Raw genomic sequence first — 14,479 nt, forward strand, 5'->3', positions numbered from 1 at the left:
GCGCACACCTGCGAGCGCTGTTTCAAGTACATTCATGTCGATCTCCTATACGTCCTTGATAAGACGCTTCAAATAAATGCCGTACTCATTCTTTGCAAGGGGCTCGGCGAGCCGAAGTACCTGCTCTGCGTCGATATATCCCATGCGGTAGGCGATTTCCTCAATGCAGGAGATCTTGAGCCCCTGCCGCGCCTGTATGGTCTGAACAAATGTCGCCGCCGAGAGCAATGACTCGTGTGTCCCCGTGTCGAGCCACGCATAGCCGCGCCGCAAGCGCTCCACGCGCAGCTTGCCCGCTGCGAGATAGGTCTTGTTGACGTCTGTGATTTCGAGCTCTCCGCGTGCCGAGGGACGGATTTCCCGCGCGATACGGACGATGTCACTGTCGTAAAAGTACAGTCCCGTAACAGCATAGTTTGACTTCGGCTCTTTCGGCTTTTCCTCCAACGAGAGTGCGTTGCCGTCCGCATCGAAGGAAACAACACCATACCGTTCGGGATCGGACACATAGTAGGCGAACACGGTCGCCCCATCGTCATGGCGCACAACGCGCTGCAAAACCCGTGCAAAGTCCGAACCATAAAAGATATTGTCGCCAAGGACGAGCGCACACCCCTCCCCCGCGATAAAGTCCGCACCGATGATAAATGCCTGTGCGAGACCGTCGGGGCTCGGCTGTACGGCGTACGATATGGAGATGCCGAGCTGACTGCCATCCCCAAGGAGCGCCTGATAGAGCGCACTGTCCTGCGGGGTTGTGATGATGAGAACATCCCGTATCCCCGCGAGCATGAGTGTACTCAGCGGATAGTAGATCATCGGCTTGTCGTAGATCGGCATGAGCTGTTTCGATACGACCTTCGTCAGCGGGTAGAGCCGTGTCCCCGAGCCTCCTGCGAGGATAATTCCCTTTTCGATCATCCCGTCACCTCTCCGATCAATCTCATTCTTGATGAATCATACATTTGATTATATAATATGTCATGAAAAAAAATCAACGCCTTTTTCCGGAGGTGTTTCACGCTCGATTTCGTACATGGAAGGAATTTTTATGAGTACCTCAATAAATTTTGCTGTCGGTGAGCCGTTCCCCCTGCCCGTTTTGGCGCAGGCGGACGGCGGAATGTTTCAAGTGGACAAAAACGGCATGATGTTCCTGCTCCAACTCTCGCGGACGGACGCCATCGCCGTCGAGGCATTCCGCACAGGAGAGATCGAGCTTGCCGTGACCGAGTTGAACGGCGTGCTCTTCCTGCTCTACCGCATCGACGGCATCTTCAAGGACGGTTGGGGAGACGCGCCGCTCTCCCTCTCTCTCGTAAAGGAGGAATTGCTGCCGAACGAACAGAGCCTTGCCGACCCGACCATTCATCTCTATCTGATTGACACCAACCTAAAAATACTTCTCGCGCAGAGAACAGCAAGTGTACCCGAGGAATTTGCAGAGATCATCCGAAAAAATGTCCGCGAACAGATGGCTTCACCGCTCTCGGCGCTTGCCTTCCAAAAGAAGGTCGCTGCGATCTGGGCAGAGAAGTCCGCCGCCGACCTGCGCAGGGTGGCAGGGGCGGCACATACACTGCCGATGGCACTCGGTACAATCCATTAACTGCAAAAGCGCCGTTACAGGCCATGACAAGCTCCTCTGCAGCGGCTTTCTTTATTTGACGGCCGATTTGACCGCTCTCCGCTCCATAATCCCCTTGACAATCCGTGCGACGAGCGCCGTCCGTGCAAACGGGGTAATGATGTAGTATCCGTCAATGTACGGCTCGATGTCCTTTGCCATCTCCAGTGAAAGCCGCACGCCAAGCTCCTCCGCCTCCTCACGGCTGAGTCCATGATAGGCGTTGATGATGCGTTCTTCCACATGAATCCCCGTGATCTCACTCTCCATAAAGCGTGCGTTGCGCTCGCTGACGACGGGCATGATGCCCCCGAGAATATATGCCCCCGGCAGGGTGTCGCGTGCCGTCCGCAGATTCTCCTTTGCGCGTTCACTGAGAACAGGCTGTGTGAAAAATCCCGTTATCCCTGCCTCCAGCTTCTTTTTGGCAAGCCCGAGCTGTGAGGGGAAGTGCTTCGCATTTATGTTAAGAGCACCGAATACATGGAACGGTACAACCGTACCGCGTTCCCCGAGGCTCTTGATAAAGGCGCTGAGTTTGCGTGAGTTGAACTGATAGACGCTCTTCACCTCATCGCGCTCCGCCGTCGGGATGGGATCGCCCGTGATCGCAATCATGTTGTGTACGCCCTCGGCACTGAGTCCGAGCAGGATGGACGTGATCGCGTTGAGGTTGCGGTCACGGCAGGTCATGTGCGGGATCGGCTCAAGCCCGAGGCTGCGCTGCACACGTCCCGCGAGCATTGCCGCATCCATACGCGCCCGTGCGATGGGATTGTCCGCGATGGTGATGGCATGAACCCCCGCCGCCTGGAGTTCCCGTGCTCCCTCCATAAATTTATCTGCATTTCCGGTATCAGGCGGATCAAGTTCAACGGCAATCGGCATTTTCCCCGCTGCCAGTGCCGTGAAAAAGGCGCTCTCCGACGGTACAAGCGATCCTGCACCACGCGTCCGCTGTGCTGCATCTGCCGTATGTGTTCCGCCCGCCAGTGCGCTGCAAAGGGCGTGAATGTGCGCGGGCGTTGTGCCGCAGCAGCCGCCGACGATGGCAACGCCCTCACGTACGGCAGCAGCAAGTCCCTCGCCGAAGTAGTCGGGCGCACTCTCATAGATGGTGCGCCCGTCAACAACGAACGGATGCCCCGCATTTGGCATGAGGGAGAGCGGCAGCGCACACGTGCCGAGATTCTCTACAAGCTCCTTCATTGCCTGAACACCGTTGACACAGTTAAAACCGACGGCATCAATATAGCCGCACGCCGCAACCTCACGCACGAGTTCCTCGGCGAAGAATCCGTCCCGCGTATAGCCGCCGGGGAAGGCGGAGAACGAGGTCAAGACAAACGCCTCGGGACAAACCTGCTTGATATGAGCCGCCGTTTCGATCAGCCCTTCGGCGGAGGAATTTGTTTCAAAGAGGAAGTACCGTGCCCCTGCAGTCAGAAAAATATCGGCAAGGAAGCGATATTCCTCGATGATCTCCGCCGGCGGCAGCCCTGAGACAGGCCCGATGTCGGCAAAAACGTATGCGCCCGCCGACTCCGCCGCGCGTGCGGCAATCTCCATGCCTGCCCGTACGATCCGCCGTACCATCTCCGCGTCGCCCTGGTAGACAATACGGTTTGCCGCGAATGTATTCGTCTTGATCGCCTGCGCCCCCGCACGCAAATACTCTGCGTGTATTTCCGCAATCAGACGCGGGGTCTCGATGTTGGCAAGCTCCACCCCCTTGCCGGACGTATGCGTTTTCTGTCCGTAGTATGTTCCCATGCCGCCGTCAAAGACAAGCGGCTTTTTTTGTATATGTTCCCGTATATCCATGCACTCCTGCGCCATATTGACAGCCTCCTTGCTGCTTATCCAAGTACCCGCCGCGCGATCTCAACCATGCTGCGCGCATCGCCCGCATAGTGATCTGCACCGATCTCCTTTGCGTAGTCCTCCGTCAGCACCGCGCCGCCGACAATGGTCTCACACGGATGTCCTGCCTCGTGCAAAGCCTCGATGGTCTTTTTCATCGCCGTGACCGTCGTCGTCATCAGTGCCGAAAGCCCGATCAGTCCGACCTTCTTTTCGATGGCGACCTCCACAACGCGCTGAATCGGTACATCACGTCCGAGGTCGATGATCTGGTAACCGTAGTTTTCGAGAACGACCTTCACGATGTTCTTGCCGATGTCATGGATGTCCCCCTCCACCGTCGCGAGGATGATCTTGCCCTTTGAAACCCCCTGTCCTTTCTCGGCAAGACGCACCTTGATGAGTTCGAGCCCCGCCGTCGCCGCATTCGCCGCATTGATGAGCTGCGGGAGGAAGATGATTTCCTTCTCATAGCGGTCGCCCACAATATCAAGCGCCGGAATGACCTTCTCTTGGATAATTTCCATCGGCTCCATCTCCGTCAGGAGCTTGCGCGTGATGCGCTCCGCATCGTCGGAAAGGCCTCGAATGATGGCATCCATCAGCGGATCGACCGCCTCCGAGCCACTCTCCGCAGCAGCATTCTGCACCGCCCCCGCCGCCTCATCGCCCGTAATGCCGAGTTCTTTGCGGCGGCGCATCTCCGCCTGCTCGGGTGCAAAACGCTCGATGTAGGCGGCGCAGTCCACGTCCTCTCCCGAAACGGCGCGGAAGGACACAACCGCATCCATGACGCCCTTTGTATTCGGGTTGATGATCGGGAAATCCAGTCCGACGTGCATCGCCTGTATGAGAAAGTTCTCCGTCATATGTCCGCGTGCGGGCAGACCGAACGAAATATTGCTCACACCGAGTGCACAGTGCAGTCCGAGGCGTTCGTGCACCTCGCGCACGGCACGCAGCGTTTCCATCGCCTGTGACTGCTGCGCCGAGACCGTGAGCGTCAGGCAGTCGATGATGATGTCCTCGCGCTCCAGTCCGTACTTCTCCGCCTCTGCCACAATGCGCTCGGCAATGGCGACGCGCTGTGCCGCCGTCTCGGGCAGCCCCTTCTCATCCATCGCAAGTCCGAGGACTGCCGCCCCGTAGTGCTTCGCCAGTGGAAAGATGGCATCCATGCGCGCACGCTCACCACTGACCGAGTTGATGATGACGCGGCCGTTTGTCACGCGCAGCGCCGCCTCGATCACCTTTGGATTTGCCGAGTCGATCTGCAGCGGCAGATCGACGACGCTCTGCACTGCCTTGACGACATACGGGATGATCTTTTCCTCATCCACACCCTGCGCACCAACATTGATGTCAAGCACCTGCGCCCCCGCCTCCTGCTGCGAGATCGCGAGCTTTTTGATATAGCCGTAATCCTCCTCAAGGAGCGCCTGTTGGAGGCGCTTCTTGCCCGTCGGATTGATGCGCTCACCGATGACGTTGAGTTTGCCGTACTCCGCAACGCGCCCCGGCGAGGCGACACCCTTGCGCTTTTTCCGCACGGGACGTTCCGCCGCGCCCTCTGCGACTGCCGATGTGAGCGCACGGATAAAATCGGGCGTTGTACCGCAGCAGCCGCCCATGATGAGGGCACCGCGCTGCGCGAACACGGCCATCTCACGGCCGAAATCCTCTGCCGTCATCTCGTACGCACCCGTGCGCGGGTCAGGGAGGCCTGCGTTCGGCTTGACGATGATTGGCAGATCGGTCCACTCCATCAGCTCGTCCACAATCGGCACGAGTTCCACGGGGCCGAGCGAGCAGTTCACGCCGAACGCAGAAACGCCGAGCGCGTCCAGCGTGACCGCAACGGACGGGACAGCCGCGCCGAGGAAGGTACGCCCGTTCTGCTCGAAGGTCATCGTCACCCAGATCGGCAGTTTCGTATGCTCCTTTGCTGCGAGCACCGCCGCCTTGACCTCGTAGAGGTCGGTCAATGTCTCAAAGATGACGAGATCCGCCCCCGCCTCCTCGCCCGCGACCACCATCTCACGAAAGAGCTCGTATGCCGCCTCAAATGAGAGCGTTCCAAGCGGCTCGACCAACTCCCCGATCGGACCGATGTCGAGCGCGACGCGCACACCTGCCGTCCCTGAGCGTTCCGCCGAACGCCGCGCAGTCGCGATATTTGCGGCGATCACCTCCGCCACCGTCCTGCCTGTCCCTGCGAGCTTGTGTCCGTTCGCACCGAAGGTATTACTGTAGATCACGCGGCTGCCCGCCGCGATATAGTTTCGATGAACCTCCTCGATCACCTCGGGATGCTCCATGCCGAAGAGCTCGGGGCGCTCGCCCGGTGCGAGCCCGCGCGCCTGCAACTCCGTCCCCATCCCTCCGTCCAATATCGTTATTTGATGCATTCCATATCCCCCATTACCACTGTCTGTCTATATACAGATGCTTGTGTAATCCCGGAAGCGAACCCTAGTGAAACAAGCGAGGAAAGCGTGCGGTATGCCCCGGCGGATTTCTTTCGTTTAAGCGAAGCGCGTTTAAGAAGTCCGCCGGTATTTGAGCATACAAGCACGCGGTCGCTTGTGCAACGAGGCGTTCGCGTTGGGATTACACAAAGATTAATGCGCTATGTCCTCGCCCCTTCGCGGCACCTGCGCCCCGCCTTGCGGAACGGACAGTTGCGGAACATCAGGCAGTGCTCGCAGTCGGGCGGTCGATGCGGCTGCGGCGTACGCGCGATGCCCATGATCGCCGTCACCGATTTGCGCGGAACCATGATCGTCGTCGGTGTCAGCGAAACCCCGATGCGCCGCGTCATATCGAGCAGTGCAAAGAATTTCGGCTGCTCCGTGATCGGCAGATCGCCGTAGCCGGGGCTGAACCGATCCGTCAGATAGCGCCCCTCCGCCTCCACGGCGCGGCGCATATCGCTCTCGAAGTTGTTGCAGATGTTCTCAATCGCCGTGCTCGCACACGCATCCATAATGACTGAGTCCGCCGCGTTCACAACCTCATAGCGCATCATCAGCCGCTCGACACCGGAACCGAGGGTCGCACCAAAGAGCACAACCTCCTCACACGGCGCAAGCATCCGAGGGATGTCATTTCCTGCAAACGTCACGCCGAGCACAGCCCCATCTTCAAGAGGCGCATGGCGATACGTCAGGCGCGGGGTCGCCGCCGCCAACACCTCATCTGTACAGCGTTTGATCTGCGCTGCGATCTCCTCCGTCAGCTCCTGCCCGCGAAAGCCAAGATATTTCAAGATTTCATTCATATTCAGCGTTGTAAAACGCGGTTCAAACATAGTTTCTCCTGTTTTCGTGAAAAAACTTCCATAATACACAGGCTAAGAGTATAGCATATTCGAGCAGTGCCTACAATTAACTTTTGTCATATGATAATATGTAGAGAAAGCACTGATAAATTCAGCACTGCCATATTGACGCATCTTTTTTGCCCGCACTTTGGCGGAAATCCACCCACATAGCCCTTGCTATGCGTCCGGTTTTCCACCTTGTTCGGACGAAAAAATCTACGCCAATCCGGCAGACTTCATTTTATCAAAGATTCCTATGCTATAATACGCCACTATCGTTCTATATAAAATTGCAGGGAGGACATAAAATGATTAAAGAAGCGATCCGGAAAGTTGTCGGCAAGGAAGATCTCAGCTATGACGAAGCATATGCCGTCATGAATGAGATTATGTCGGGTAAAACCTCGGCGGTCGAGAACGCCGCCTACCTTGCCGCACTCTCCACAAAAAGCAGCGGCATGGAGACTATCGAGGAGATCTCGGGCTCTGCGGCGGCGATGCGTGAGCACGCCGAGCGTGTCGAGCACGATATGGAGGTCATCGACATCGTCGGCACGGGCGGCGACCACTCGGGCAGCATCAACGTCTCGACGACCGCGTCCTTTCTCGCAGCTGCGGCGGGACTCAAGGTCTGCAAGCACGGCAACCGCGCGGCATCTTCGTGGAGCGGTACGGCGGACTGCCTGGAGGCGCTCGGTGTGAACATCGACCAGTCACCTGCAAAGGTGCGTGCGGAACTTCGCGCCATTGGCATGGCTTTTCTCTTTGCACAACGCTATCACCGCTCCATGAAGCACGTCGGAGCAATTCGTCGCGAGCTCGGCATCCGCACGGTGTTCAACATCCTCGGCCCGCTCACGAATCCCGCGCGTCCTGCCTCAATGCTGCTTGGCGTCTACAGCGCACATCTGCTGCGCCCACTCGCAAACGTACTGCCCAGTCTTGGTGTGAAGCGCGCACTCATCGTCCACGGCACAGACGGTATGGACGAGATCAGCATCGGTGCACCGACCCTCATGCACGAGATCGCAGACGGCTGGGAACGCTCCTACGAGATCCGCCCCGAGGATTTCGGCATCACCCCCGCAGCGAAGGAAGCGATTCGCGGCGGTAAGCCCGACGAAAACGCAGCTGTCACACGCGGCATCCTCAGCGGCACGATCACGGATGCACGCGCGGATGTCTGCCTTCTGAACGCAGGCGCCGCCATCTACATCGGCAGTGCCGTCCCCTCCATTGCGGACGGCATTGCAGCAGCACGTCGCACCATCGCCGACGGTACAGCCCTTCGAAAGCTCGACGATTTCATCGCAATCTCCCAATAAAAGAACACGACAACGATCGAGATTAGGACGAAAGTACAGGACTTTCAACCTATGTTCATTGTATCCATTTCGGTGGAGGATGGGACATTTCCTGTACACGCACCATCCTCCGATGCAGTGTCTCCGGCTTACTTATCAGAAAAAAGCTGTCCTCCGGTATCAAAAAAAGTTAATGATCCGGCAATTTTTTTACAGGACTTTAGAAGGATATTTTCATTTATTGCCGAATCTATTGTTTAATAGATAAATCTTATTATTTTTCTCGGTGCGTCACCACCGTAGACAAGGTATGGAAAGGATGGCAGGAATGAAGCTAAAAACCAAAATGCTGCTGTGGATCGGAGCACCGCTCATCGTCATATTTTTGGCGATGGCGGCCTTTACCTACTGGGAGGCAAGCTCGATGATCGAGCAGGCGACCGAGCGTGAAATGCGCGCCCTCTCTGCCTATCATGCCGAGGAAATCAGTCGCATGGTCGAGGAACCGAAGGGCATTCTCGACGGATTGGGACAAGTGTGGACAACGAAACTGCCATCCGACAAAACCTTCATTGAAACTGCCGCGAATTTTGGCGCACGCACTGATATTGACGGCATCTATCTCGCTTCTGTCGGTCACGATTTTCTCTACGGCAATGAGCAAATTATTCCGCAGGCGGAATTCGACCCGACATCGCGCGACTGGTACAGGCTCGCAAAACAAAACGACGGCGTACAGATTTCGGATGTTTACATCAATAAATTCCACAACACCAAGGTCGTCGCACTCAGCCGCGAACTCCGCGCAAGCGACGGAAGAGAAGCCGTTCTCGGCATGGACATCCCGTTTGCAGACATTGAAAAAACAGTCCTCTCCTTAAAGGTCGGTGAACATGGCGGTGCGTTCCTGCTGGATGCCGCCGGTCATTTCATCGCACATCCGGTGATGACGATGGAAGACAACGTACATGCACAGGGTGAGGAAGACGCGCGCCGTCTGCTCTCAAAAGAGCCCATTTTCTTCACAAACACATGGCAAGGCATTGAGAACTACTATGTCGTTCACCCCGTCGGCAACACGGGATGGTCGCTCGTTCTCTTCGTTCCGAAGGACGAAGTGCTGGGCGATGTGAACACCCTCAAGTGGGCGATGCTGACCGTGGCACTCGTCTCCCTCCTCCTCCTCGGCGGTCTGCTCTACAAGATCGCTCACTCGATTGCAGGGCCGCTGGAGAACATGGCTGTCGCAGCACAGGAGGTGGCAAAGGGAAATCTTGCCGTCGTCCCTCCCCAAATGAATCGTGACGATGAGATCGGGCAGCTCCACAACGCCCTGCTCGCGATGGTCAAGAACCTGCGCGAGCTGATCCAAAAGACGGCACAGACCTCCGAACAGCTTGCCGCCGCCTCCGAGCAGCTGACCGCCTCGGCGGATCAGTCGGCACAGGGTGCGCAGAGTGCAGCCGAGGCGATTGTCAAGATCACGGGCAGCACCGTCGAACAGAACGAGGTCGTCGACCAGTCCTTTCAGACAGTGGACGGCATCACAACCGCCATCAATGAGATCACAAAGGGCATCTCGGATGTTTCCGCCGCCACCCACCGTGCGGAAACGGCGACCGTCGAAGGACAGCAGGGACTCGGCGTTGCCGTCAAGGGCATGGACGTGCTTGACCAGAGTGCAAAGGATGTCTCCGAGGCAGTCACGGCACTCTATGAGAGTTCCAAACGCATCTCCGAGATCGTCGAGATGATCACACAGATTGCGGAACAGACGAACCTCCTTGCCCTCAACGCAGCCATTGAGGCGGCACGTGCAGGCGAACAGGGACGAGGCTTTGCCGTCGTCGCCGAGGAAGTCCGAAAGCTCGCCGAACAATCCGGAACCGCCGCGCAAGAGATCACGGCACTGATCACCGACAACGCCAACCGCATTGAGAACACATTCAAGGTCATGCAGAAACAGAAGGAACACGTCGGCGAGGGTGTCGAGCAGGTCAATCAGGCGGGCGAACAGTTCAACCGCATCGCGGGTGTTGTGAGCGAGCTTACTGAGAAGGTCGATGCCATCCTGAAGAGCACCGAGGGCATCAAAACAGGCAGTGCCCGCATGGTCAGCTCGGTCGAATCCGTCCAGAAGGTTTCGAACGCCGTCCACAGTGAGGCGGAGAACGTTTCTGCCGTTTCCGAGGAGCAGGCGGCCTCCATGCAGGAAATTGCAGCCTCCAGTCAGACCCTCGCACAGCTCGCCCAGGATCTGCAAAAACTTGTCGGACGCTTCCACTTATAAGACAGAAAAGCTCTATGATAAATGTTACAACTGCGATGCTCCTAAGCAAACCCTAGTGGAACTCGCGTAACATTTGACATAGAACCAACACAAAGGGGCTGCCCCAATGGGGCAGCCCCTTTGCTATGCTCCGATTCTCGCCGAGAATGCGGATTAGTGATTGAACATATTGCGCAGTGCCTGCTTGTTGACCTCACGGTTCAGCTGTGCAAGGTGCTGCGTGAGCTTGATGCTCTTCGGGCAGACGCGCTCACAGTTCTGACTGTTGCCGCAGCTCGTGATGCCGCCCTTTTCCATCAGCGCATTCAGACGCTTCGGCGCATCGAACTTTCCGAGCGGATGGAGGTTAAAGAGGAGCGCCTGTGCCGTCGGTGAAGCACCGATGAAGTCGGACTGCGGACCGACGTTCGGACATGCCTCAAGGCAGCAGCCGCACGTCATGCAGTGCGACAGCTCGTAACACGTTTCTGCCGTGTATGGGTTCTGGATCGGCGCATCTTTGACCCCCCATGTGCCGTCCACCTCGACCCATCCATGGATGCGCTTCAGGCTCTCGAACATGACGGAGCGGTCGATAAGGAGGTCTCGAATGACGGGGAATGTACGTGCCGGCTGCACGCGGATCGGCTGCGTGAGGTTGTCGATGAGGGCGCAGCACGCCTGCTGTGCACGCCCGTTAATGACCATCATGCACGCACCGCAGACCTTTTCGAGGCAGTTGCACTCCCAGACCGGAGGAGGGACGCGCTTGCCGTCCACCGTCACGGGGTTCTTCTGGATCTCCATAAGGGACGCAACAACGTTGAGACCGGGACGATAGTCAACCTCGAACTCCTGCGTATAGGGGTTCTCGTTCGGTCCATCCTGACGCTCGATGATAAAACGAACTTTTTTCTGTTCTGCCATGACTTCTATCCTCCCTTACTCCTTCTTGGCGACGGCGTAGTTACGTGCACGTGCCTTGATGAGTGAATGCTCGAACTCCATGTAGCTGACCTTAGGCTCCTCGGTCTTCGGATCGTAGTCCACGATGGAGGTCTTCATAAAGCGCTCGTCGTCACGGCCGTAGAACATCAGCTCACCGGCAGCATCCGTCATGCGCTCACCCTTGTCGTCAAGGAGAATCTTCGCGTGTGCTCCGCGGCTTTCGTCGCGACAGCGTGCCGCCTTTGTTACAACCATCGCATAGAGGATCATGTTGCGCAGCTGGCGCACGAACATGGCTTCCTGGTTCGCCCATGTGCCGTGGTCGGTCACGCCGATGTCATCCCAACGCTTGAGGATGCCCTTGAGTTTTTCAAGACAGATGTCAAGCCCCTTGTTGTCGCGTTCGATGGAAACGTAGTCGTACATGATCTCGCCCATCTCCTGATGGAGCTTGTGCGCGTTCTCAGGACCCGTCATGTTGCGGATCTTGTCGAACTCAGCAACCGCTTCCTTGCGTGCACTCTCAAGCTCTTCCTCGGTCAGTGCCGTACCAAGCTCGCCGCTGCGCGCCCAGCGCAGTGCCTCAGGGCCTGCGATGAACCCGGAGTATGCTGCCGAGAGGAGTGAATTCGCACCGAGACGGTTCGCACCGTGGTACTGGTGATCACACTCGCCCGCCGCCATGAGGCCGGGGATGTTCGTATGGTGGTTGCGATCGACCCAGATGCCGCCCATGGAGTAGTGTACGGACGGGAAGATCTCCATCGGCACCTTGCGCGGATCCTGACCGACGAATTCGGAGTACATCTCAAGGATGCCGCCGAGCTTGCGCTCAAGGTAGTCCGCAGGGATGTGCGAGAGGTCGAGGTAAACGCGACGGTCGTTGTTCACGCCGAGACCCATGTGGACGCAGACCTTGAAGATCGCACGGGACGCAACGTCACGCGGAACGAGGTTGCCGTATGCAGGGTACATCTCCTCAAGGAAGTACCATGGCTTGCCGTCCTTGTACGTCCAGACGCGTCCGCCTTCCCCGCGGCACGCCTCGGACATGAGACGGTTCTTGTCCGAGCCCGGAATTGCGGTCGGATGGATCTGGATGAACTCGGGGTTGCCGATGTGTGCGCCCTGCTGATATGCGGAGGAAACCGCCGAGCCGTTGCAGATCGTGGACGCCGTGCAGCGTCCGAACACCTGCCCCGGGCCGCCTGTCGCGAGGATGACGACGTCCGCCGGGAATGACTTGATCTCGTTCGAGTTCATGTTCTGCGCAACAATTCCGCGAACGATGCCGTCCTTGTTCTTGATTGCGCGAATGTATTCCCAGAACTCGTATTTCGTGACCTTGCCCTTGACCTCCCAACGACGCACCTGCTCGTCGAGTGCATAGAGGAGCTGCTGACCGGTCGTAGAGCCCGCAAATACGGTGCGCTTGTTCTTCTGTCCGCCGAAGTTGCGGAGATCGAGCACGCCCTCTGCCGTACGCGTGAACGGAACGCCCATGCGGTCGAACATCTTGACGAGCTTCGGAGCCGCCTCGACCATGCCCTTGACGGCAAGCTGATCGGCGAGGAAGTCGCCGCCGTAGACCGTATCATCGAAGTGTTCGTAGACACTGTCATGTTCGCCCTTTGTATCCATGCAGGCGTTCATACCGCCCTGCGCACAGAGCGAGTGCGAACGCTTCACCGGGCAATAGGAAAAGAGGTCGACCGTACCGCCGCCCTCGCAGACCTTCATCGTCGCGAGAAGTCCCGCCAGACCGCCGCCGACGATGATAACCTTGTTCTCTGGTACTTTAGCCATTCTTACTCTCCTTTGCTGCGGTTCTCACATGAAGTAGCTGCCCATGAAGGCAAGCGTAACAAGACTCATCAGCGTGCAGAGACCCATCGACAGTGCGTTGATGACGGACTGTGCGCGCGGTCCCTTCGCAATGCCCCACGTCATGCAGAACGTCGAGATGCCGTTGCAGAAATGGAAGATCGCCGCAAGCATACCGAGTGTGTAGAGCACCGTATGGAGGATTGCATAATCGCCGGTTACAAAGTAGGTGTAGAGCAAGTCATAGTTGATATGCGTTCCCATGACCCCCTTCTCCCACACGCGCATATAGCCGACGTGCCAGATGAGGAACGGGATAAGCAGCCATGCCGTATAGCGCTGGACGGCGAACTGCCAGTTGCGGACGTAGCCATAATTGCTCGGGTTGTTCTTCGCCTGTGCAGCGATGTAGATGCCATAGATCGCGTGGAAGAGAATCGGTACGGCGATGGCGAAGATCTCGAGCCCGTAGAATACGGGACGCGGGATGAGCTCCATCATGGCCAGCGCATCATTGAACGCCTTTGCGCCCTGAAGCACGGTCGAGTTCGTAAAGACGTGCTCGAAGAGGAACACGCCGATGATGACGAGTCCGACCAATGAATGCAGCCGCCGCATGTAAAAGGTTGTGTGGAACATTTCATACCTCCTGAAATATGTAGACCTTTGGAGCCGCAGCCTCGGAGCATATCCGAGGCTGCGCCCCCGAATGATTTGTCATGCGCCAAACCATCGGCATGAACACTCTGATGAGGATGTGCTTAGAGTTTCCGATAGGGTTTCTGCCCCATCTCGTAGAAGTTGTTGCCCTCGGAGTCAATCACGACGATGCAGGGGAAATCCTCGACCGTCAGTTTCGCGACCGCCTCAGGGCCAAGTTCCGGATAGCCCACGACTTCGTACTTCTTCACGGATTTTGCGATGAGCGCCGCAGCGCCGCCGACAGCGGCAAAATAGGTGACGCCGTTCTTCTTCATCGACTCCACGACCGCAGCCGAGCGCGACCCCTTGCCCACCATGCCCTTGATGCCCTGCTCAAGCATTGTCGGCGTGTAGGCATCCATGCGGCCGGAGGTCGTGGGGCCTGCCGAGCCGATCGGATCGCCCGGCTTCGCCGGTGTCGGTCCCAGATAGTAGACGATCTGATCGTGCCAGTCGACCGGCAGAGGTTCGCCCTTTGCGAGTGCCTCCGTCATCGCCTTGTGTGCCGCATCACGTGCGCTGATGATCGTGCCCGTGATAAGGACGCTGTCGCCCGCCTTGAGTTTGCGCGACATTTCCTCCGTGAACGGAGTTGTAATACGGATACTTTCCGCCATGAG

The 14,479-nt window shown here is 57.6% G+C and carries 12 protein-coding genes (1 of these 12 only partly in view); 3 read left to right on the forward strand and 9 right to left on the reverse strand.

What is annotated here, in order from left to right:
* Together rfbC and rfbA are read right to left on the reverse strand one after the other, a co-directional pair.
* Positions 1 to 36, reverse strand: the beginning of a protein-coding gene (gene rfbC / locus QU667_RS07585; protein ID WP_304986605.1) for a dTDP-4-dehydrorhamnose 3,5-epimerase. Its footprint begins 525 nt before the window's first position; 36 of the gene's 561 nt are visible here — the first part of the coding sequence; it begins with the start codon at positions 34 to 36; its stop codon lies off the left edge, out of view.
* 9 nt (positions 37 to 45) lie between these two features.
* Positions 46 to 921: a glucose-1-phosphate thymidylyltransferase RfbA gene (rfbA, locus tag QU667_RS07590; RefSeq protein ID WP_304986606.1), complete on the reverse strand. Its 876-nt coding sequence runs from the start codon at positions 919 to 921 to the stop codon at positions 46 to 48.
* 130 nt (positions 922 to 1,051) lie between these two features.
* Here rfbA and QU667_RS07595 point away from each other — a divergent pair, with 130 nt between their 5' ends.
* Positions 1,052 to 1,609: a hypothetical protein gene (locus QU667_RS07595; RefSeq protein ID WP_304986607.1), complete on the forward strand. Its 558-nt coding sequence runs from the start codon at positions 1,052 to 1,054 to the stop codon at positions 1,607 to 1,609.
* 51 nt (positions 1,610 to 1,660) lie between these two features.
* On the opposite strand, the gene QU667_RS07600 is transcribed toward QU667_RS07595, so the two are convergent.
* The 3 genes from QU667_RS07600 to QU667_RS07610 all read right to left on the reverse strand — a co-directional run bounded on the left by QU667_RS07600 (position 1,661) and on the right by QU667_RS07610 (position 6,800).
* On the reverse strand, positions 1,661 to 3,466 hold the full coding sequence (locus tag QU667_RS07600; RefSeq protein ID WP_304986608.1) for a bifunctional homocysteine S-methyltransferase/methylenetetrahydrofolate reductase: 1,806 nt from the start codon (positions 3,464 to 3,466) through the stop codon (positions 1,661 to 1,663).
* A gap of 20 nt (positions 3,467 to 3,486) precedes the next feature.
* Positions 3,487 to 5,898, reverse strand: a complete 2,412-nt coding sequence (locus QU667_RS07605; protein ID WP_304986609.1) for a homocysteine S-methyltransferase family protein — start codon at positions 5,896 to 5,898, stop codon at positions 3,487 to 3,489.
* Between the two features lie 221 nt (positions 5,899 to 6,119).
* Complete coding sequence (locus QU667_RS07610; protein WP_304986610.1) at positions 6,120 to 6,800, reverse strand: vitamin B12 dependent-methionine synthase activation domain-containing protein; 681 nt, start codon at positions 6,798 to 6,800, stop codon at positions 6,120 to 6,122.
* 320 nt (positions 6,801 to 7,120) lie between these two features.
* Between QU667_RS07610 and trpD the strand changes: the two genes are divergently transcribed.
* Both trpD and QU667_RS07625 read left to right on the forward strand, forming a co-directional pair.
* Positions 7,121 to 8,137, forward strand: a complete 1,017-nt coding sequence (gene trpD / locus QU667_RS07620) for an anthranilate phosphoribosyltransferase (RefSeq protein WP_304986612.1) — start codon at positions 7,121 to 7,123, stop codon at positions 8,135 to 8,137.
* A gap of 307 nt (positions 8,138 to 8,444) precedes the next feature.
* Positions 8,445 to 10,406 (forward strand): methyl-accepting chemotaxis protein, encoded by a 1,962-nt coding sequence (locus tag QU667_RS07625; RefSeq protein WP_304986613.1) that lies wholly within the window; start codon positions 8,445 to 8,447, stop codon positions 10,404 to 10,406.
* Between the two features lie 153 nt (positions 10,407 to 10,559).
* On the opposite strand, the gene sdhB is transcribed toward QU667_RS07625, so the two are convergent.
* The 4 genes from sdhB to QU667_RS07645 all read right to left on the reverse strand — a co-directional run bounded on the left by sdhB (position 10,560) and on the right by QU667_RS07645 (position 14,476).
* Positions 10,560 to 11,312 (reverse strand): succinate dehydrogenase iron-sulfur subunit, encoded by a 753-nt coding sequence (gene sdhB / locus QU667_RS07630; protein WP_304986614.1) that lies wholly within the window; start codon positions 11,310 to 11,312, stop codon positions 10,560 to 10,562.
* Between the two features lie 15 nt (positions 11,313 to 11,327).
* Positions 11,328 to 13,139 (reverse strand): succinate dehydrogenase flavoprotein subunit, encoded by a 1,812-nt coding sequence (sdhA, locus tag QU667_RS07635; protein ID WP_304986615.1) that lies wholly within the window; start codon positions 13,137 to 13,139, stop codon positions 11,328 to 11,330.
* Between the two features lie 24 nt (positions 13,140 to 13,163).
* The gene (locus tag QU667_RS07640; RefSeq protein ID WP_304986616.1) at positions 13,164 to 13,796 is read right to left on the reverse strand and encodes a succinate dehydrogenase/fumarate reductase transmembrane subunit; all 633 of its coding nucleotides are present in this window, start codon (positions 13,794 to 13,796) and stop codon (positions 13,164 to 13,166) included.
* A gap of 122 nt (positions 13,797 to 13,918) precedes the next feature.
* The gene (locus QU667_RS07645; protein WP_006692615.1) at positions 13,919 to 14,476 is read right to left on the reverse strand and encodes a Fe-S-containing hydro-lyase; all 558 of its coding nucleotides are present in this window, start codon (positions 14,474 to 14,476) and stop codon (positions 13,919 to 13,921) included.
* Positions 14,477 to 14,479: the final 3 nt, after the last annotated feature.

Source organism: Selenomonas dianae (genome assembly GCF_030644225.1).
Lineage (GTDB): Bacteria > Bacillota > Negativicutes > Selenomonadales > Selenomonadaceae > Centipeda > Centipeda dianae.